Source organism: Chitinophaga solisilvae (assembly GCF_009928525.1).
Lineage (GTDB): Bacteria > Bacteroidota > Bacteroidia > Chitinophagales > Chitinophagaceae > Chitinophaga > Chitinophaga solisilvae.
The window spans coordinates 182,572-202,785 of the sequence record NZ_JAABOK010000009.1; the positions used below are offsets into that span (position 1 = coordinate 182,572).

At 48.7% G+C, this 20,214-nt stretch carries 17 protein-coding genes; 7 read left to right on the forward strand and 10 right to left on the reverse strand.

Going from position 1 to position 20,214, the window contains the following annotated elements:
• Nucleotides 1-71 precede the first annotated feature (71 nt).
• The 4 genes from GWG06_RS19810 to GWG06_RS19825 all read right to left on the reverse strand — a co-directional run bounded on the left by GWG06_RS19810 (nucleotide 72) and on the right by GWG06_RS19825 (nucleotide 3,583).
• Nucleotides 72-263 carry a hypothetical protein gene (locus GWG06_RS19810; RefSeq protein ID WP_127043584.1) on the reverse strand — a complete coding sequence of 64 codons (192 nt, stop codon included), beginning with the start codon at nucleotides 261-263 and terminating at the stop codon, nucleotides 72-74.
• 30 nt (nucleotides 264-293) lie between these two features.
• On the reverse strand, nucleotides 294-629 hold the full coding sequence (locus GWG06_RS19815) for a DUF4870 domain-containing protein (protein ID WP_127043583.1): 336 nt from the start codon (nucleotides 627-629) through the stop codon (nucleotides 294-296).
• 95 nt (nucleotides 630-724) lie between these two features.
• Nucleotides 725-1,348, reverse strand: a complete 624-nt coding sequence (locus GWG06_RS19820) for a response regulator (protein WP_127043582.1) — start codon at nucleotides 1,346-1,348, stop codon at nucleotides 725-727.
• Nucleotides 1,349-1,354: 6 nt separating this feature from the next.
• Nucleotides 1,355-3,583, reverse strand: a complete 2,229-nt coding sequence (locus GWG06_RS19825; protein ID WP_160715405.1) for an ATP-binding protein — start codon at nucleotides 3,581-3,583, stop codon at nucleotides 1,355-1,357.
• Nucleotides 3,584-3,703: 120 nt separating this feature from the next.
• Between GWG06_RS19825 and GWG06_RS19830 the strand changes: the two genes are divergently transcribed.
• Nucleotides 3,704-4,186 carry an LIC11966 family surface protein gene (locus tag GWG06_RS19830; protein WP_160715407.1) on the forward strand — a complete coding sequence of 161 codons (483 nt, stop codon included), beginning with the start codon at nucleotides 3,704-3,706 and terminating at the stop codon, nucleotides 4,184-4,186.
• A gap of 66 nt (nucleotides 4,187-4,252) precedes the next feature.
• Here the strand turns inward: GWG06_RS19830 and GWG06_RS19835 are convergent, their stop codons facing one another.
• Both GWG06_RS19835 and GWG06_RS19840 read right to left on the reverse strand, forming a co-directional pair.
• Nucleotides 4,253-4,624 carry a DoxX family protein gene (locus GWG06_RS19835; RefSeq protein ID WP_160715409.1) on the reverse strand — a complete coding sequence of 124 codons (372 nt, stop codon included), beginning with the start codon at nucleotides 4,622-4,624 and terminating at the stop codon, nucleotides 4,253-4,255.
• Nucleotides 4,625-4,734: 110 nt separating this feature from the next.
• On the reverse strand, nucleotides 4,735-5,052 hold the full coding sequence (locus tag GWG06_RS19840) for an EF-hand domain-containing protein (RefSeq protein WP_158631631.1): 318 nt from the start codon (nucleotides 5,050-5,052) through the stop codon (nucleotides 4,735-4,737).
• Between the two features lie 427 nt (nucleotides 5,053-5,479).
• Between GWG06_RS19840 and GWG06_RS19845 the strand changes: the two genes are divergently transcribed.
• Nucleotides 5,480-7,174: a hypothetical protein gene (locus GWG06_RS19845; protein WP_160715411.1), complete on the forward strand. Its 1,695-nt coding sequence runs from the start codon at nucleotides 5,480-5,482 to the stop codon at nucleotides 7,172-7,174.
• A gap of 125 nt (nucleotides 7,175-7,299) precedes the next feature.
• Here GWG06_RS19845 and GWG06_RS19850 read toward each other — a convergent pair whose 3' ends face one another.
• Nucleotides 7,300-7,653 (reverse strand): winged helix-turn-helix transcriptional regulator, encoded by a 354-nt coding sequence (locus GWG06_RS19850; RefSeq protein ID WP_127043576.1) that lies wholly within the window; start codon nucleotides 7,651-7,653, stop codon nucleotides 7,300-7,302.
• Nucleotides 7,654-7,766: 113 nt separating this feature from the next.
• Here GWG06_RS19850 and GWG06_RS19855 point away from each other — a divergent pair, with 113 nt between their 5' ends.
• The 3 genes from GWG06_RS19855 to GWG06_RS19865 all read left to right on the forward strand — a co-directional run bounded on the left by GWG06_RS19855 (nucleotide 7,767) and on the right by GWG06_RS19865 (nucleotide 11,538).
• Nucleotides 7,767-8,900 (forward strand): MFS transporter, encoded by a 1,134-nt coding sequence (locus GWG06_RS19855; RefSeq protein WP_160715413.1) that lies wholly within the window; start codon nucleotides 7,767-7,769, stop codon nucleotides 8,898-8,900.
• Between the two features lie 338 nt (nucleotides 8,901-9,238).
• Complete coding sequence (locus GWG06_RS19860) at nucleotides 9,239-10,636, forward strand: OmpA family protein (RefSeq protein ID WP_127043574.1); 1,398 nt, start codon at nucleotides 9,239-9,241, stop codon at nucleotides 10,634-10,636.
• Between the two features lie 149 nt (nucleotides 10,637-10,785).
• Nucleotides 10,786-11,538, forward strand: a complete 753-nt coding sequence (locus GWG06_RS19865; protein ID WP_127043573.1) for an SDR family oxidoreductase — start codon at nucleotides 10,786-10,788, stop codon at nucleotides 11,536-11,538.
• Between the two features lie 156 nt (nucleotides 11,539-11,694).
• Here the strand turns inward: GWG06_RS19865 and GWG06_RS19870 are convergent, their stop codons facing one another.
• Together GWG06_RS19870 and GWG06_RS19875 are read right to left on the reverse strand one after the other, a co-directional pair.
• A complete protein-coding gene (locus tag GWG06_RS19870) occupies nucleotides 11,695-12,438 on the reverse strand; it encodes a LytR/AlgR family response regulator transcription factor (RefSeq protein WP_127044353.1) in 744 nt (247 codons plus the stop codon).
• Nucleotides 12,439-12,440: 2 nt separating this feature from the next.
• The gene (locus GWG06_RS19875) at nucleotides 12,441-15,410 is read right to left on the reverse strand and encodes a sensor histidine kinase (protein WP_160715415.1); all 2,970 of its coding nucleotides are present in this window, start codon (nucleotides 15,408-15,410) and stop codon (nucleotides 12,441-12,443) included.
• Between the two features lie 463 nt (nucleotides 15,411-15,873).
• On the opposite strand from GWG06_RS19875, the gene GWG06_RS19880 reads away from it, so the two are divergent.
• A complete protein-coding gene (locus tag GWG06_RS19880; protein WP_160715417.1) occupies nucleotides 15,874-16,155 on the forward strand; it encodes a hypothetical protein in 282 nt (93 codons plus the stop codon).
• A gap of 4 nt (nucleotides 16,156-16,159) precedes the next feature.
• Complete coding sequence (locus GWG06_RS19885; RefSeq protein ID WP_127044350.1) at nucleotides 16,160-17,206, forward strand: hypothetical protein; 1,047 nt, start codon at nucleotides 16,160-16,162, stop codon at nucleotides 17,204-17,206.
• Nucleotides 17,207-17,393: 187 nt separating this feature from the next.
• Here GWG06_RS19885 and GWG06_RS19890 read toward each other — a convergent pair whose 3' ends face one another.
• Entirely contained in the window at nucleotides 17,394-20,156 is a 2,763-nt protein-coding gene (locus tag GWG06_RS19890) for a TonB-dependent receptor (protein ID WP_160715419.1), read from the reverse strand.
• Nucleotides 20,157-20,214 lie beyond the last annotated feature (58 nt).

The following is a 20,214-nucleotide window of genomic DNA, read 5'->3' on the forward strand; positions in this document are numbered from 1 at the left end:
CCGCTATATATCCGGGGTCAGATAAAGGGATATTTATAATCAGGGTATATTGCTGTAAATGTACCTGTAGCTTAGTTTTTCTCTGTTTTGGCGCTGAGCATATAGCATAGCGCTCCCACAACTATCAACCCGATTTTTATGCCCCAGGCAGCACCGTCGCCCCACTTGTAAATCCATATCAGTATTTTGGGAACATAGTTGAAGAAACCGGCAACAATGGATAAAAGGCCAATAATTACCAGGAATGAACCTAACTTCTGCATATAATAGTGTTTAAAGAATAATAACGGGGATTAAGCATTTACATTCAGGAATGCAAACTTGTTTTCGAACAGGGGACCTACTACCGGTACAGGTTTTTTCAGGCCGTTCAGGGCATTCAGGATACCCAGTACCCACAACACGAGAATAGCGATGTTGGCATATACTACCACCGACAGCGCAGGTACCATGCTCACTACCAGGTTGATGGCAACACCCAGGATGATGCTTATGATAGCTATGCCCAGCGACTGTTTCAGGTGATAGATTACAAAGGGATCACGCTCTTTGTCCTTATACTGAAAATAGGCGATGAGCCATCCGATGATGGTGATGTAGGAGACGATAGCCAGTGTTTTTTTGTCCATGCTGTTTTCGTTTAGATTGTTAAAATTTGTTTCACAAAGCTACGACCGGAAGGGGGGCAGCGTTATCCCTGAAAACAGCTAATTTTACCGGAAGTCTATATCAGTCCGTATTGTGTGGCCAGTTTAATGACAGCGGTCATCGTACTTACATCAAATTTTTCGATCAGGTTTTTGCGGTGACTTTCTACCGTATGCGGGCTGATAAAGAGTTGTTCTGCTACCTGCGCGGTAGTAAGCCCTTTACTGATGAGGGCCATGATCTCTTTCTCCCTGCGGGTGATCCTCGGCATTTCCGTTAGTTCTCCTTCCTGTATCTGGCTCATGATGTCGCGTGCTGCACGGCACAGGTAAGTATTTCCTTTCAGTGCGGCATTGATGGCGGTAATAATTTCCTCGCCCACGGAGTTCTTCAGCACATATCCGTTGGCGCCGCTGCTGAGTACATTTTTTATCACAGGCCGTTCGTTGTGTACGCTCAGCGCAATGATGCATACATCCGTATTGTGCTTGCGCACCTGGCGGCAGATATCTATTCCTTTAATGTCGGGCAGGTTGATGTCCAGCAATACTACGTCCGGATTCAGAGTGGTAATGGCTTTCAGCCCTTCCGCACCGGTGGCGCAGCAGCCGGCCACGGAAAAATCTTCCTGACGGGAAAGCAGGTTTTTCAATCCTTCCATCACAATCGGATGATCATCTATCAGTAATACTTTTATCATATCTCATCAGTTTACAGCACATTCAATAGTAAAGGTGGAGCCGGTGCCGGCGGCGGATTCCACTTCCAGTGTTCCCTGCAGCATATCTACGCGGGACTGTATATTGGCCAGTCCTGCGCCTTTCAGCGCCTGCAGCTGCGCTGTGTCAAATCCCCTGCCATCATCTTCCACTACGAGGAAGATACGGTCGTCCCGCTGCTGCAGCTGCACCAGTATCTGTGTGGCGGCGGCATGTTTCACGGCATTGTTCAGCAGCTCCTGCATAATGCGGTACAGGGTCACCTGGCGGGTATGACTCATATCATTGCGGTAGTGGTACACCTGGCAGGACACGGGGATACCCGATTTTCTCAGGCCGCTGCAATATTCTTTTGTAGCCTCACCGAGGCCATAGGTCAGCAATACCTCCGGCATCATGCTCCGGGCTATCCTGCGCAGTTCGTCCACGGCGCTGTCCAGGTGATGCAATGTTTTGCTGACAACTGCTTGTTGGGGCGTTGTTGTTTCCGGCGTATGGATGGCAGATAATTCTATTTTCACGCCGGAGAGCAGGCCGCCCAGCCCGTCGTGCAGGTCCCGCGCCAGCCGTGTGCGTTCCTGCTCCTGACCTTCCAGCATGGCGGATAATACCGTCATGCGGTGGGCCTGGTTGATTTTGTCCAGCTCCAGTTCATGCAGCTGCTGCTTCTGCCGCAGTGCTCTGGAGCGTTGCTGGAAGGCGTAGTATAAAAAGGCGGCTGCAAGAAACAAGGCAATGGTGAGTGCGGAATAAATCTTATTCAGTTTCCTGTTGTAGGAAAATCTTTCTCCCATAGCTTTTAATTCCTGCTCCCGCTGTGTTGTCCTGAAGTTGGCGCTGGTAAGGGCCTTCTGTTGCAACTCGGCGGCATATTTAGCGTCGAGCAGCGCGTTGTCCTTGACGATGGCGGCATAGCGGGCTTCCAGCAGGGCTTTGTCTTTCTGCCCGGAAAGGTATCTGGCCTGTATCAGTTCGCGGTTACGTTGTGTGGCCAGTAACCTTACTTCGAGTAATGCTTTTTCCTTGCGGGCCATTTCGTACCGGGCTTCCAGGTCTTTGGCCTTATTCATTTTCTCCACATCGAACAGCTCCCGGTAGGTATCCATGTACTGTTTGTAGTTAAACAGCGCCATGGCGGTGTCCCGCTTGTTTTCATAAGCCTCGGCCAGCCCCAGGTAGGATTGGGAAAGATTGAATTTATCGTACAGCGGATCCTGCAGACTGGTGGTGATGGCGTTGTGCAGGTAGGCGATGGCCTCATCATAATCTCCGCGGTTAAAGGCTGTACTGGCCAGGGAGTTGTATACGCCTGCTTCTACGACGTACTGCCTGGTTTGCCTGCCTTCTTCCAGTGCAATATGATTGTAATAATCGATACTGTCTTTGCTGGCGGCTGTTGCAGGCAGGTTCTCCGCAAAAACAGAGGCGATGCCGATGGCCGAGAAAGGAATATCGCTGGGAGTAATGAGCCGCTGCCGGTTGCTGCGGGCAATGTGAAGAGAGTAGCGCATATAGGCCAGCCCTGAGTCCAGCGCTGCTTTACGGGTGGTATCATGGCGGTATACGTTCACGAAATACGAGCCGCGTTCCTGGTTGGCGCTGATCAGTTTATCCAGCGTTCTGATTTTATTGGCAGCATCCAGGGAGAGGCGGGTGTATTTTTCTACATTGACCAGGTCGTACCACCTGAAATAAACGCCTGCCAGTTCTGAATAAACGGATTGCATATATTTCAGTCCGTCCGGTTCTTTTTCCAGTATATCCAATGCCTGCTGCAGGGTATGAATAGCTTCTGTTTCCTTATGCCCGCGGCTTTCCAGCCAGCCCTGCATGTACAGTACATAGCCTTTCATCAGACCGCTGCGGGAGCGGCGGATATAATAACGGGCGCTGTCCAGGCAGCGGGAGGCTGCTTCTGTATCGCCGGTGATATAGTAGGAGGCTGCCATCATGCCATAGGTATGCGCGCGGTATTGCCCGTCTTTCATCGGCGCGGCCATGGCCAGGGAGCTACGGAGTATCTGCAGGCCTTCTTTCCAGCCTTTATTGAAAAATACCACCTGACCCAGCCTGTCTGTGGCGTCAATACGTTTTTCCAGCGAAAGCTGCTGCTGTGAAATGATGTTCCGCAGCGAGTCGGCCAGCCACTGTGCCTGGCTGCCGGTGGCAGCAGACAGCAATAGTAAGGTGCATATGATACGATAGAACAGGCGCATGTTTTTTGAATCAGCTGCAAATTTACTACAGTAGCGGGATTAAAAATGGCTGATTTCAGGGATATCGTACAGGTACATCTGCTGCTACTTTTGTGCTGTCAATCATAAAAACCTGAAAAAATGAAAAAAGTAAAACCCGTTTTCGCATTATTGGGAGCCGCACTGTTTTTTGCCAGCTGTGGATCAGCACCCAGCCCTGTGGAGTATAACAATAAGCTGATGACCATCATCAACGAGAATGAGAAGAATATGAATGCGATGAACACCGCCATGTCTGCACAGGATTTTACCAAAGCGGAAACCGTGCGTAAAACCTGGAGTGAACAGCTGGGGAAATCTATCAGCGAAGTAGATAAAATGGAAGCCATAAAAGATGACGAAGGGCTGAAATCCTCTGTGGCAGATGGATTGAAAGATTATAAAAAAGTAGTGGAAGAAGATTATAAATCACTGATAGGGCTGCGTGCCAAAGAGAAAGAGGGAGATAGTACGGTGCAGGCAGGTATCCTGGCAACCCTGGAGAAGATTAACCATTCCCTGGAAACTACCGGCGGGAAAATCAATAAAGCAGCTGCAGACTTTGAGAAAAAATTCAGCAAGTAGCAGCGGAGAACAGTCATAGTTGTTTTGTTTTAGGAAGGGAGCCTGACAGCTCCCTTCTTTTTTTGACTACCTGGCATTTCCGGGCTTCCATCTGTGCAGATAAACATAGGAAACGCCCAGTAACCCCAGCGCTACCACCGGCCAGCCATAGGAGGACGCTCCGGCTCCGATGGCGGCAAAGGCAATAATGGCAGAGATAATATTGATGGCCAGTCCGGCATACGCCCATTCCTTGATGGTAACAGCTACGGGCACGAGCAGCACTATCCCCCCGATGATCTTGCAGATGGCCAGCTCTATTCTGAAATATGCCGGATAGCCCATCTGGTCCAGGGTACTGATCATAAAGGGAGAGGTGATCAGTCCGAGGCCGCCGCCGGCAGAAATAGCTGCAATAGCCAGCGTAGCTATCCAGTAAATGATTTTGTCTTTTTGCATGATCGTTTTATACAATGACGATCATGTGGCAGAAAAGGGGACAGGCATAAAATAAAACAGGACAGCCGCCATTGCTGGCCGGCTGTCCTGTTCCGGGCACTCTTCATAAATTATTTGCTGCTACCCTCTTTGGAACGAGGGCCCTGGCTCTTTCTGAATGCTTTCAGTTCTTCTTTATCAATAAAGCCGTCTTTGTTGCTGTCAATCGCACCGAACTTCTCCTTTAACCTGGTAAATCCTTTGCCATCCTTATCTGCGGCGGTATCTACCTCTGCCTTGCTGAGTTTTCCGTCGCCGTCAGTATCAATTTTTTTGAAGAATCCTTCACGGTCGTGTTTAGGACGCTGCTGTTGCGGCTGTTCCTGTGCATAGGTTTTTACGGAAATAAGTGCTGCTGCGAGCATGCCTGCTACAAGAAAATGTTTCATCGTCGTCATTTTTTTGAAGTTTAATAATAATTCAGTTCGCATCGTATGTGCCGGCAGTTGCCGTCAGCATATTACGTTTGAACATTGGATAGCGACCGGCAGAAAGAGTTTAATGTGCCGGCAGCCGGCAGGAGAGGGGGCAACGGCATAATAATGCGGACTGCCGGTTTGAAATATCCACCGGTATTGCGTTCAGGGAAAATGTTAAAAGCCTGTTGCGGAAAGATGGTTAAAACTATTTAACACTATTTGACAGTAATTAACGGTTGGGGAGGGAGGGCAGCTTAATGCTCCGTGGCTGTTTTAGTTTTTAATCAACCATCTTGTCTTGTTACGATGTTCATATTGTTATATTCTTCTTTTCCGCATACCATGCGTCCTAAAATGCGCTATTTTCGCGGCCTTTAGATTATAACTGTTTATACCTATGCCAAAGAAATTACTGTTAGCCTGTCTGAGTGCGCTGACGATAATGAGCGCTGCAGCGCAATCTCCTGCCAATGAAAAGCCAGCCGTAGAACGGAGTACACCGTTCGATGAGCCGGAAAACGGCGCCAGCCGCCTGTTGCTGATGAAAAACGGGAATACATTGTTTTTCACTTTTACCAGGAAAAAAGGTATTAATGTCACCGTGTATACGCCTGCCCACCAGGCGCTTCCGCTGATTAACTCCCGTGTGTCTTCCTGGAAGAACAAGAAAATGGGAGCCGCAAAGCTGGAAGGTTTCTTCGAAATGAATGGCCAGGCGGTGGTTTTCCTGCAGCAATATGTACACCGCAAGCCTTGCCTGTACCGCTTTTTGTTTGACGGCAAAACCGGTAAGCTGGTGGAGGAAAAGCTGATAGGCGATTTGCCGCGTATCAGTTTTGGTCAGGGCTATGCTATTGCATTTGGTGGGATGAAGATGCCTGACTTCTCCGTGAAGAAAGATCCCCTGTCCGATTACTATGCAGTGACCATGCTGAACAGCCGCGCCCATGAAACCGGTGAACGCCTCCGGGTAATACATTTCGGCCCTGATCATAAAATCATCAACGACGGTTATTTTGATACGCCTGCAGGGAACTATAAATACATCAACCTGGCCGATATGCATGTGAATGGAAGCAAATCTGTATTCCTGGCTGCTTTCGCCTATAATACCCGCGCTTCCGGCGGAAAAGATTCCCGGTTTGCCATTGGTATTCTGCCAGCCGGCAGCAATACCTTTAAAAGTGCCCTGCTGGATCATACAGATGACCTGAAGCTGAGAAATGCTGCCCTGAAGTTCAATCCGGCAGACAGCAACATCTACCTGCTGACGACCGTTTATCCCAAATCACCCGGCGCAGAAGCCATCATGAGCAGGGATAATTCCATCAAACTGGCACTGATGATGAACGTAGTGAATCCGCAGACACTGGCATTAAAGCGCCATTATTTTGTAAAGCATCCTATGCTCGATAAATACGCACAGGAGCATCTGAAATACAAGAAAAAATACCAGGGCGTTATTCAGGATTTCAACCTGAATGCCGACGGCTCCGTGCAATTGCTGATGGAAGAGATGGATGTGATTGTACATACCTATACCTCCACCAGCGGCAGCGGCGCCAGCAGCACCAGCACTACGGTAACTACCCGCCTGGGTGAAATCGGCATCTCACAGCTTTCGCCCGCAGGTAAAGAAACCGGCGGCTACGCTATCGCCAAGGCACAGGAAGCCCGTGTAGCACTGGACATTTTCGATCTGAACAAGCGTAATCAATCCAACTGGAACTTCCGCGGAAAAGGTATCACCGGTAATAACCTCTCCGGTTTCTACTCCTATGACTTCTTCCGGGCCAACCAGAAAGATTATATCATCTATAATGATTACGCCATCAACAAAGAAAATGATAACGAAAATTACCGTTCCAAAAAGAAAGTCAACTTTGCCGGTAAAACAAATACTATCTGTGCCATATACGATGGGAAAGACATCTCCAAAACCTATCTGTACGGAGAACCCCAGGGTAACGAATCCCGTTTCAGCCAGATGGAAATGATCTCCAGACAGGACGATGGCCGCTCTTTTGCCACTATGATGATTGAACGCAAAGGAAGGGAGAAGAGGGCGTATATTGTTTGGGTGAAGCTGTAGAGGGTAATAATTACGAATTACGAATTGCGAATTACGAATGAGGAGCGAAGATATAAGCGAACAACACTTTAGTATCCGCTTATATCTTCGCTCCTCATTCGTAATTCGCAATTCGTAATTCGCAATTATCTCTTGGGGTATTCAATCCCCGCTTCCTTCATCATCTCATATCCGTATTTCATAATTGTTTCGATTACCGGAATGGCTTTTCTGCCTTTGTCGGTAATGGTGTATTCTACTCTTGGGGGTACTACAGCAAAGGCTTCCCTGGTAATCATTCCTTTCTCTTCCAGTTCCCGCAGCTGCGAGGCCAGCATTTTATGGGTAATGTGTGGTATATCTTTCTTCAGTTCCCCGTATCTCAGTGTTTTTTGTTGTAAACGCCAGAGGATAGGCATTTTCCAGGTGCCGCCTATATGCTCCAGGGCAAATTCAATGGGTGTGTAGTACAATTTGTGGTCAAAGAAAAATTCGGGCATGTCTCAAGTGTTTACTGGTGGCGATACTCACCTAAAGGGAAGTATCACACATAAAAGTGTATATATTCTTTCTGTACGGATCAGCCCACAAATTTGCGCAAAAAAAGACAAACATGAAAAGAGTCCTTTATGTGCTGGCATTCGGGATATTTGGCCTTGCTACTACTGAGTTTGGGGTGATTGGTATTTTACCGCAGATTGCGGCGGCGTTTAACATTACGATTGATAGAGCCGGATGGTTATTGAGTTCATTTGCATTGATTATTGCATTGTTTGCGCCTTTTATGTCACTGCTGTTTTCACGAATGAACCGCAAATGGGCGATGGTGCTGGTATTGGCGGTGTTTGCCGTATCAAATGTGCTTTCTGTGATAGCGGACAGTTTCCCGTTATTGCTGCTGGCGCGGATCTTACCCGCATTTATGCATCCGGTGTACTGGTCTGTAGCCCTGGCAACGGCAGCAGCGGCAGTACCGCCGGAAGAGTCGCCCGCGGCGGCGGGGCTGGTATTCGGCGGGTTTACCATTGCCAGTGTGCTGGGAGTGCCCTTAGCCACCTGGATGGCGGATATATTCAACTGGCAGGCATCTTTTGTCTTATGCGCCATCTTTAATACCGTTGCCTGTATAGCGTTGTTATGCTGGCTGCCAGCTATGCCGGCGGCTGCAAGGCCCTCCGGCAGGCAGGAATTGCGTATACTCCGGAATCCCCGCCTGTGGCAGCAGCTGGCGTTGGCCTGCCTGATGATCTCCGCGATGTATGCCTCCTATGGTTACCTGGCTGCCTATCTGGGCAAAGTAACGGGAATGAACGGCGCACAGGTCAGCTTAATGCTGATGTTGTTCGGTCTGGCCGGTGTAGGCGGCAACTGGCTGGCAGGAAAGATGCTCAGCCGCAATATCCGTACAACCACCATCGGCTTTATCATCCTGCTGGCCGTTGCACATATATTCGTATATGCGGCAGGGTATTCTTTCCTGCCAATGGTCGTGATGGTAATGATATGGGGGTTTATTCATACCGGCGGCTTTCTCATCAGTAATGTGAATGTTACTGCTGCCGCACCCGAGTCGATGGAATTTGTAAACAGTATATTCACCTCCTGCGGCAACCTAGCGGTCACCATAGGTTCTACCATCGGCGGCTTTGTAATCCTGCATGCCGGCGAACACCATGTAGTATGGGGGAGTGTACTGTTGCTCGGTGCAGCAGCCGTAGTATGGTGGCAGTCTAAAGAAAATATTTGAGATTTGGTTATTTGATTATTTGAGATTTGTATCTCTGCCTGGTGCCTGCGGGGAAAATCAAGGGAAAACTATGCATAAAAGCAAATCTCAAATAAAAAAATAACCACATATCAACATATTTGGAGGGGATAATTTTAAATTCTTCTTTTCCTTTGTCAGTAAGGATTCCGAATGTTTAATGGTTGGGTTTTAATTGTATTCTAATGTCCGTTTGGCCTATGTTGGCACAACCTTTGCAAAGTGCCCCATGTTCTAACTAAGGTACCGATTGTTATGTTCAACAACTATTGATTGTATAGTGTAAAATTGATTATTATTTAACCCGATTCATTTTTTTTATGAGTACGTTTACGAAATTTGGGAAGTCTCTCATACTGGCTTCATCTGCCCTGGCATTAACCGGAACAGCATTCGCACAGGATAGCACACACAAAGTTGACCGTGTTACCCCTTTTCATGGTGTGAAAGATTACCGTACATGGTCAGTAGGAGCGTGGGGCGGTGGTTCTGCTGCTTTTGGTCCGTTCGGAGGTCCTTACTATTTCAATAATTTTGATTTTAAGAATGTCGGTTTTGTATATGGTGGTTACATCAAGAAGCAGATACTGCATAACTTCGGTCTGCAGGCTGACTTCATGAGAGGTCAGGTAAAAGGCGCTACCAAAGCATCTCAGGCTTTGACAGATATACGTGGTAACGCGGTAACTACCGGCGGTATCAACTCTTTCAGCACTGATATTGACTGGGCTGCATCCGTAAGCGGTGTATTCAGCCTGGGTAGCATCAACTGGCTGAACAAGCAGAGCTACATTATTCCTTATGTATCTGCCGGTGCGGGTGCCATGGGCTTCAAACCTACGGTAACTGCAGCAGATGGTACAGAAACCAAAGTTTTGAATTCCGATGGAAGTCATACACACAGAGCCATGTACATTCCGGTTGGCGTAGGTGCTAAATTCAATGTAGCGCGTGGCGTAAACATTGATCTGGCCTACAACGTTAACTTCGTGAACAGCCAGGTATTTGACGGCGTAAGCGGCGGTAACAAGGATAAATTCTCTACTGCCCGCCTCGGCGTTGAATTTGCCATCGGCAATAAAAAGAAACCGCAACTGGCGGTAGTAAATCCTGCTGCTCAGCTGGCAATGGATTTATGGGATAAAAATGCTGCGCTGAACAACACCATCGCAGAAAGTGATTCCCGTAACCAGTCTGCTATCAATGCACTGAAACAGGAAATTACTGATATGAAGCAGGATACTGATGGTGACGGCGTTCCGGACTACCTGGATAAATGCCCTAACACACCTGCCGGTACAAAAGTAGATGGCGCTGGTTGCCCGCTGCCTGTTCCGCAGATTGTGAAAGAAAAAATCATCGTAACAGAAGCTGATAAGAAAGTAGTGAAAGATGCGATCGACAACCTGGAGTTTGACCTGGGTAAAGCTACCATCAGACCTACTTCCTACGCCAGCCTGGACAAAGTAGCTTCGCTGCTGGTAGAGAAAAACTTCAGCCTGAAACTGGCCGGTCATACCGATAACACCGGTTCTGCCGCCACTAACATGCGCCTGTCAAAAGAGCGCGCTGAAGCTATCCGTTCCTACCTCGTTTCCAAAGGCGCCAATGCGTCCAGAATTGAGGCTACCGGTTACGGATCTACGCAGCCGATTGCATCTAACAAAACAGCTGCAGGCCGCCAGCAGAACAGACGTGTAGAATTCACGCTGTACTAATCACACGCTTGCCTTAGTCGTGATATAGCAGTAGCCCGGGGTTATTCCCGGGCTACTTTCTTATATCCCGCATTTCTCCCTTTTCCGCAAGAATCGGGTTGAATACTCCTGCCACCTGCCGCAACTTTGCACTTCAAAATGATTTGCATATGTCAGGATTAACCAACAAAACTGCCCTTGTTACCGGCGGTACAAGCGGAATAGGAAAGGCTGCAGCCAGAGATTTAATTGCAAACGGCGCTACCGTTATCATCACCGGCCGCTACGCCGATAAAGTAGCAGCAACCGTTCAGGAGCTGGGAGAGAAAGCGCATGGCATTGTTTCAGATGCCGGTAACATGCAGGACCTTCTCCTGCTGGGGAAAAAAGTAAACGGGATCACTCCACATATTGATGTGCTTTTCGTCAATGCCGGCTTCGGAAAATATGCCCCCATTGAATCTATCGATGAAACACATTTCGATGAACAATTCAACGTCCTCGTAAAAGGCACGCTGTTCACCGTACAACAGCTGCTGCCACTGATGAAGGCCGGCAGCTCCATCATCCTCAATACCTCCATCGTAACGGAAGTAGGATTGCAAAACTCAGCTGTATATTCCGCTGCCAAAGCGGCCGTACAGTCTTTTGTGAAAAGCTTTGCCGCTGAACTGGGCCCACGGAATATCCGCGTGAATGCCGTCAGCCCCGGACCTATCTCCACCAACTACTTCGACCGCTCAAACCTGACCGCCGAACAGGTTCAGGGCATGACAGACTGGGTACTTCCCCAGGTATCACTGGCCCGTTTCGGCCAGCCCGCAGAAGTAGCGAAAGCCGTAACATTCCTGGCATCAGATAACGCGTCATTTATGCATGGCACGGAGATGTATGTGGATGGAGGGTTTCCGAGGATTAAATGATAATTAATTACGAATTACGAATTGCGAATTACGAATGTAGACGCGAAGATTAAAACGAAGATGAAAGGAGATAGATATTAAGTACTCCTTTCATCTTCGTTTTAATCTTCGCGTCTACATTCGTAATTCGCAATTCGTAATTCGTAATTATTTCAATCATATCATGTTGAGGAAATCATTTTTCCGCCGCTGGGAAACTTCCAGCCGGCTGCCGTTGCTCATCACCACGTATCCGCTTTTTCCCTTTATATAGCTTTTTATAAAGCGCATATTGATGATGGAGGTGTGATGGATACGGCAGAAGTTATTGGAGCAGAGCAGGCTCTCATAATAGCCGAGGTTGCGGGAAGAGATAATCTGTGTGTTGTTGGCCAGGTGAAAGATGGTGTAGCTGCTTTCAGCGCCGCACCAGATAATATCTTTGATGTCAACGAACTCGTATCCGTTGACGGTGGCGATGCTGATTTTTTTATCCTGTGTATTAAACTGGGCCAGGTTGTGCAGCAGGAGGTCTATATGTTCGTGTTTTCTTTTCGCGTTTATTCTTTCCCTGATATGGGTAACAGCGGCTTCAAATTCAGGGATGCCGATAGGTTTGAGCAGGTAGTCTATGGCAGAAAACCGGACGGCTTCCACGGCGTAGCTGTTATGCGCAGTGAGGCAGACCAGTTCAAAGTTCCGGGAAGATAATTTTCTGAGTACGTCAAACCCGGTGCCGTCGGCGATCTGAACATCGGTGAATACTACCTGCGGCTGAATGGTTTCTATCAGCTGCACGCTTTTATCGACGCTGTCTGCCGTGCCGCACAGTTCAAAGTCCGGCGCAAACTCCGCCAGCAGGCTGCATATGACCTGTAAACTGTTTTCTTCATCCTCAATAATAATCGTTCGCAAAGCCATAGTTATTCATTTGAGAGCGGAAAGAACAGCCGGATAATAGTTCCTGTTTCCGGCAGCCCTTTTTCTTTCTTGTCTGTTATTTCGAGTTGTATTTTATCATCCTGAAAGGTATTAATAATATTGATCCTGCTGGCGGTAATATGATTGCCTGAAGGCCGGTAGTCCGGCGAGGCATATTTCCTTTCCTTTCCGGCAGCGATGCCGATGCCATTATCTTCAATGGTGCACAGCAGGTAATTATCTGACAGGCTGAAATGAACGTTTATACGTAAGGGTTCTGTTGCGCTTGCCGGCGTACCGTGTTTTACCGCATTCTCCAGGTAGGGCTGGATAATCATAGGCGGCAGGTACAGGTCTGCAGGCACAATGCCATCTGTCACGCTGATCCGGAATTGCATCCGTTCTCCCAGTCTTAACTTTTCAAGATCCAGATACAGCTGCAGGATCTTCAGCTCTTCTTCCAGCGTCAGATCTGCAGTAGTGCTGAGGTGGAGTATTTCCCGCATCAGCGTGGCAAATTTATGAAGATATAAATTGGCATTGGTAATATTTGCCTGAAGAATATAATGCTGAATAGAGCTGAGGCAGTTGAAGATAAAATGTGGGTTGATCTGCGCTTTCAGGCCCATCAGTTCCATGTCAGCCATTCTTTTCCGCAGCTGATAGGTTTTGTTGGTCTGCCGCTGGCGGAAGATAAAATAGCTGTAGATGATACCGCCGGTGAGCAGGATGGCCAGTATAAAAGCCGCAGCCATGAACCACTGGGTTTTCCAGAACGGCGGCGCCACCACCACGGTCATATTCCTGACCTGATTGCTTTTGTTACCCCAGCGGTCGATGGTCCTTACTTCGAAGGTATGTATGCCAAAGGGCAGCTGGGAGAACTCCAGCAGGTTGTTGGCGGAGTTGATCCAGCCGGTGTCCAGGTTGCGGAAGCGGTATTGGTAGCTGAGCTGCTTACCGCTACGGAAGGAGATACCGGACAGGTGTATACGCAGCAGATTTTTGCGGTAGTCAATCCTGACGGTGTCCTGGTAGGGCATTTCGGCATCTCCGTTGATGATGCTGCTGATATTGATTAACGGGTGAGGGATAGCCTGCCGGTTATTATTCCGGGGAATAAAGCAGAGGCCCTCACTGGTAGCGATGGCCAGGTATTTCCCGCTGAGGGCGGTCTGGTTGGCATCCGGGGAAATAAGTCCGTCGTTTTCATCAATATTATAGAGGGTGTAGGAGAGTGCGCCGGATTGCCATTTGTAGATGAGGCGGGAAACGCCCTTGTCAGTGGAAACCCAGGCCGTATCGCCTTCGGTCAGAATATGTTTGCACAGGTTGCTGGCCAGCCCGTCTTTTCTACGGATAGTAGTCAGCTTTCCGTCTTTCAGTATGACCACGCCCTGCTGGGTGGCCAGCCAGATGGCAGAATCCGGGGCGATGGCAATGTGCTTGATGCTTTCGCCGAGTCCGGGATAGGTATCTTTCAGGCTGATAATGGAATCATTCACCAGGGTATACAGGCCGTTGAGGGTGCCCCAGTATACCTGCGGACCGATACCGTTGATACAGGTGGTTCTTTGCGCAAAAAACTTTTTGTGCTCCCCGCTCTGTGGTGTAAAGGTGAAGGCGCCGAAGCCGGTCGCCAGGTATACGAGTGTATCCGAAGCAATATAGGTAGCTTTTACCCCCATCCAGGAAACGAGGGTACGGCTTTTATTATCGGGCATCACCAGGTGCAGGCCGTAATCGCTGGCTACGAGCAGCTGCCGCTGTTTGTATGGCCGTATATCCAGGATACGGTTGTTGCGGTTTTCGTGCGGCTGTATATTAACGGGTTTATACTGACGGTTATCTTTTTCAAACGACAGCAGCTCTCCGTTTCCGAATCCTGCTATCAGCGGGCGGAACGGGGTGGCGGTGAGGCATTTTACTTCTTTCTGGATAGGGTCGCTGGTGCCGGTGTTGTAATGCGCCTCCAGGTCAGGCAGATAATATACGCCTTCTGCATGTGTAGTTATCCAGTAGCCGTTTTCCCTGTCTTTAATAAGGCCGGTACAGTATACTTTCGGGAAAAAGCTGCGTACGGTTCTGGCCGGGGACCTGAAGTGCTGCACCTGCAGCAGGCCTTTGTTCCTGGTACAGAGCCACAGCGTGTTGCTGTTTTCCAGGTAGATAGCGTTTACATCTACATATTGCAGCCCCAGCGGTCTGAGGGAAAACAGCAATTTCATATGGTTGCCATCGGCTTCAAAAACGGAATCTGTACAGAAAACAATGTCGTTGCGCTGGCGGTCTACGGCAATCAGGGATTTCAGCATCAGCGGAAGAAACCCGCCGTGGTTACTGCTGGGAAATGAATAGGAGACAGTTTTTCCGCTGTTGTAATTTTTGACGGATAAGCCGTAATTACTGGCATCTCTGACAGAAAAGTAGTATCCTGTTTTAGCAGAAACACCTTTCAGAAAGGGCAGCGGGGAGGAAATATGCCTGACGGTGATGATGGTCCGCTTAAACTGCCATTGTCCGGATATATTGGGCGACTGATAATAGCCGTATTTTTCAGTAAGTCCTTCGGTAAAACCTGACAGCAGCTGTATGGAATTGGTGATCGGATCTTCAGTAATAGAAATCACGCCCTTAAAATCATTCATCTGTCTGATGGCGCCGTTATAGAACACGGACACGAGGCCTGACAGGGATATAAACCAGATGTTGTTATGTCTGTCAAGGTATAGCTTGAGTATTTCATTATCCGGCAGGCCGTCTTCCCGGGAAAAATTCCTGAAGGTTTTACCATCAAAGCGGCTCACGCCCTGGCTGGTGGCAAACCAGATATAGCCATTTTTGTCCTGCAGGGCATCATAAACAGCACTGCCGGCCAGTCCATCTCTAACGGTATAGCGGGTGAATGCCGGATTCTGCGAAAAGCTGCGTTGGCCGAGCAGCAGCAGAAGTATAAGTACAATCCTGTGCATTAAGCCGGTTTCTTAAGGGTAACAAGTAATAAAAGATTTGTTCTGGTTATAGGCACAAGTAGTTACAATAGTAATGAGTTCATCCACAATTTATTTCAGTTCTGTTGGTGATAAAAGTAGAAATAATATAGAATAAGTCAAAATAAACTTAACAAGCTGCAGTTATTGACGGGAGGCTGCAGTTGTTAAATACTACTTCCCCGGACAGAAACCACGCGCTATTTTTACACCATAAGAGAGACCACTGCTGCCGGGTCGGCAGCCTCTTCTTCCGCCCATTCTATCATCACAATTATCACCAGGAAATACATGCGCATCATCTACCCGGAAGACGGGCATGTATTCTGGTTTTTATTAGTCAGATAAAGGTAATGGTAATGCCCGTAAATGATATGCTGTAGTGAACCAGCGCGCTGTATTCCCGCCTTTTTCACCTTAACTATGAAAACCAAACACAAACCATATGAAAACGACAACATGGCTCCGTACGGGAGTTGCCGGTATGCTTATACTGGCTGCAGCAGCTGGCTGTAAAAAATCAGCGGATGACATTGTACCGCCACCCACTGCGGAAGATCAACGTCAGGCTGAAATCGAGTCTGTCCGCACTTTTCTGGTAAAAAAATACCAGATGAAAAATGAGGACGTAGGCTTTGATCAGAAGAACAAATATTTCTCCATGCATCAGATTAATGTTCTCAGTTATGAAGATGCCCTTATTGAATACCGGGCCATTAAAAAGTAGGATCATGAGAAGATTAACCAATATAGCTTTAGCCTGCCTGGCAGTACTGGGCATGGCATTACCCGCACAAGCCAGCTTCTTTGTACAGGCTTTTACCATTACAGGCGCCAATCAGAATAATAAACTGGTGGTACCTGATGCCACAAAACCTACTAAGTTTTCTGCTTCCTACAGCCTGGGGTATCTTGCTGACGGACAATTCAACTTTATCACGGTAGATGTGGTATATATTGCCAACGATCAGAGTGAAACCCTGGTACTGGGTGCTTCCAAACAGGTCTCCGCCACCCAGCCTCCTTATTCCGGTTCGATAGACCTGACCCTGCCGGCCAATAAAACAGCCGGAAGAATCATGCTGCGGATGACAGCGCTCAATCCGCAGACAATGGTGACCTACAGCACCAACAGCTACGGTATTGAAATAGGACCGGCCATACCCACTAATCCCATGACCGGCCTGCTGCGCACATGGAGGGAAAGTATATTTCCCGCCGGCCAGCTGTATTTCAATCCGCCTCCGGAAGAATTTAAAAAGCCTTCAATGGTAGCTGTATACATCACCGTGGCGCCTAACGGCAAAACGTTTGACCTGTATGCAGATCCGGCCAACACGCCAGGATGGGACCTGCACGATAAATTATTACCGGACGGCAACTACGTTCTCCTGCATGCATTCTTTGCCTACAGCCAGCAGGAAACCAACACCGTGCCCGTATACCGCTACATTAAAAAAGAAAATAACCTGGTAACACTCTTCTCGATTCATCCGCAGGATGAAACCATCTGGACAAAAACCGGTGTTGCATTTTATGCCTATTCTTCCCGTATCAGAAGAGAAGGCCCTAATCCACCACCCAGCTCTGTAACAATAAAACACGTCTTCGCCAAGAGAAGTGCTGACCGCAATTTTTATGCTCCTTACTTCCCCGAAGATAAAAGCACCTCAGAGTGGTTCCCCCCTGATGTAATAGATCCTGTAACAGGCGTTATTGTACGTAATATTGCGTACTTCGCTGACTTCAATGCATTCGCATCGTATATAACAAAATAACACGGATCATTTTTTTATTTTATTATTTAGTTATTTGAGATTTATATAAAAGCGAAGACCTGAGCGTATATTATTCCGCTCAGGTCTTCGCTTTTATATAAATCTCAAATAACTAAATAATAAAATAAACAGGTCTTCGCTTTTATATAAATCTCAAATAACTAAATAAAAAAATAAAAAAATATTTTTAGAGGTTCAGTTCCAGTCTGGCAAACAGGAACCTGCCGTTATAGCCGAACTGTGTAGCACGGCGGCTGTACAGGAACTGGTTGTTGGTGGTGTTATTTGGATTTTCTACCAGGTCAGGGTAAATATCCAGGATGTTGTTGGCTCCGATACTCAGTTTCAGTTCCTTCAGCAGTTTATATCCTATTGCCACATCGGTTACTACTTTAGGCTGGAAGGTCTGGAAGAAGGCGGGTTCGTTGGTGGCTTCTTCCACGCTGCCGAAATATACATTGCGAACGAAGGCATTGAATTTACGGATGTTGTAGGAGAGGGTAAGATTGATTTTTTCTCTGGGCACGCTTCTTTCCAGGTAGATGCGGCTGGTGCGGCTGAAGTAGATATTTTCTTTGCCGGCCAGTTTCTCGGATGCTTTGATTGCGCCTACCTGCTGTGTGGAAGATACGGTAGCGGCGAGGTCGGCGCGGAAGTTACCCTTACCCATACGCGTACCGTAAGTGAGTACCAGGTCTATCCCTTTTGTTTCTGAGTTGATGGCATTGGCGAAGAATGCGGCTTTGTTGGCATTGGCCTGCTGCAGCAGCTTATAGATTTCCTTATCGGTTTCTGATGCGTTCGGGGCATTGCTGCCGGAGAACTGATCGGTATATACGATGCGGTCATCGATGTGTGTGAAGTAGCCGTCTATGGTGAGGTTGAATTTCCCAAAGCGGCTGGTGATGCCGGCGCTGAAGCTCTTGGATTTCTCCGGTTTCAGTTGCGGGATGCCGAGCAGCTGTGCGGGGCGGCTGTCGTTGGTAAAGGTTCCTACTTCATACGGAAGGCCGTCTACGAACAGGGTGGCGGTATTGGAAAAGAAGCGCTGATGCAGGGAGGGGGCGCGGAAGCCGGTGCTGCCGGAGGCGCGCAGGGCGGTTTGTTCGCTCAGTTTATACCTGGCCGTTAGTTTACCGTTGAACGTAGAGCCGAAGTCGTTATAGTTTTCGAATCTGGCGGCGGCGCCCAGCAGGAACTTACTGCTGAAGTTCAGCTCTGCATCGGCATATCCGGCGATGGCGCTGCGGGTGGCGTCTACGGCATTTTCCGGGCGGAAGCCGGGGAATACCTGTGCGCCGCCGGGTCTTGCAGTACCGTCAGGGCTGAACCGGGTGTTGATAGATCCCTGCGGATCGGGTACCAGTATGGGGTTTCCGCCGCCGTCGGTACCTATTTTAGTAGCCCGGCCGTAGTCGGTATACGAGTTTTCTGCGCCGGCGATCAGCTTGTAGCGTTCAAAGCGGTGTTCTGCGCCGAAGCTGATATCCAGGCCGCTTAGTACATCCACTCTGCGGGAGAAGTCAAGGTTGGTAGTATTCTGGGTGAATACCGGTCCGCCAGCCTTGAAGCGGGTCGGAGAGGCTTTCTCCATGGAGGCGTTCAGCGAGTTTTCTACGCTGAAGTTAAATTCATTCTGGCCGTAGGCATTGCTGAGATCTACCTTCCATTCGCCGAGTTTTCCGCGTATTCCCAGGGCGAGGGACCGGTCGTAAATGTCGGAATGAATTTCAGGCAGAAAGCCCAGCGGGTAAATATCGATGATATTCCGGCTGTCGTGCGGCAGGCGATACACGCCTGCGGCCTGGCCGTTGCGGTAGCCGAATCCGCCGAACGCGTAGATCTCTGCTTCGTTTTCCAGCGGCAGGCTGGCATTCATAAATACCTGGCTGCTGCGCAGTCTGGATTGCCCTGCCCGCATACGTATATCGTTGCGGGTGATCTTGTTGGCTACCAGGAAGGAATCTGATTTATCGGCCCCGCCGGGATAGGTACGGTAAACCGGACCTACCCAGGGACCTGATCGGTTGGTATAATTCCGGAAGTCGAATGAGCCGCCTATATTGACGAATCCTCCTTTGCTGCCCAGCGGTATGCCATAGTTGACGGCCGTCTGCAGCGTTTGCCCGTCTATGCCCTTATCCGCTTTCGGCGTAACATTGGCGCCGGTGGTAACGTTAACGGATAAACGGTTGACGGTACTTTTCAGGATGATGTTGATCACTCCGGCGATAGCGTCTGAGCCGTATTGCGCGGCGGCTCCGTCGCGCAGGATTTCTATCCTGTCAATGGCGGCGGTGGGGATGGCATTCATATCTGTGCCTACGGCGCCACGGCCGAAGGTACCGTTTACATTGACAAGCGCGGTATTGTGCCGTCTTTTGCCATTCACCAGCACCAGCACCTGATCGGGACCGAGGCCACGCAGCGAGGCGGGGTCAATATGATCCGTACCATCGGCTACGGTCTGCGTACCCGAACTGAAAGACGGCGCCACATAATTCAGTATCTGGTTGATAGATACCTGCGGTGCATCTGAAACAATACGTTTTACATCGATCACATCTACCGGCACAGGTGTTTCTGTCTGCGTGCGCGGCAGGTTACGGGAGCCGAGTACCACCAGCTCACTGATGTTGGCGCCTTCTGCAAGCGTAAAATCCAGCTGCAGCACCTGCCCCGGAGATAACACAATATCCCTGCGGAGCGTGGCTAATCCGATATGGCTGGCGCTGACAGTATACGCGCCCGGCGACAGACTGATGCTGTATCTTCCTTCAGCATTCGTATAAGCGCCCTTACTGGTTTTTTCAACATGTATGGTCACACCCTGCAATGGCCCCCTGCTATCGGAGACCTTGCCCTGTACAGTAGCATTCTGTGCGCGTGCCGGGAGAACAAAACATAAAATACATGCCCATAATAATAAGGAGTAAACGGGTTTCGGCATTGTTTGGCAGATTTTGGTATACCATAATCTACGTAAAATTTGTTTATTTTTTTATTTA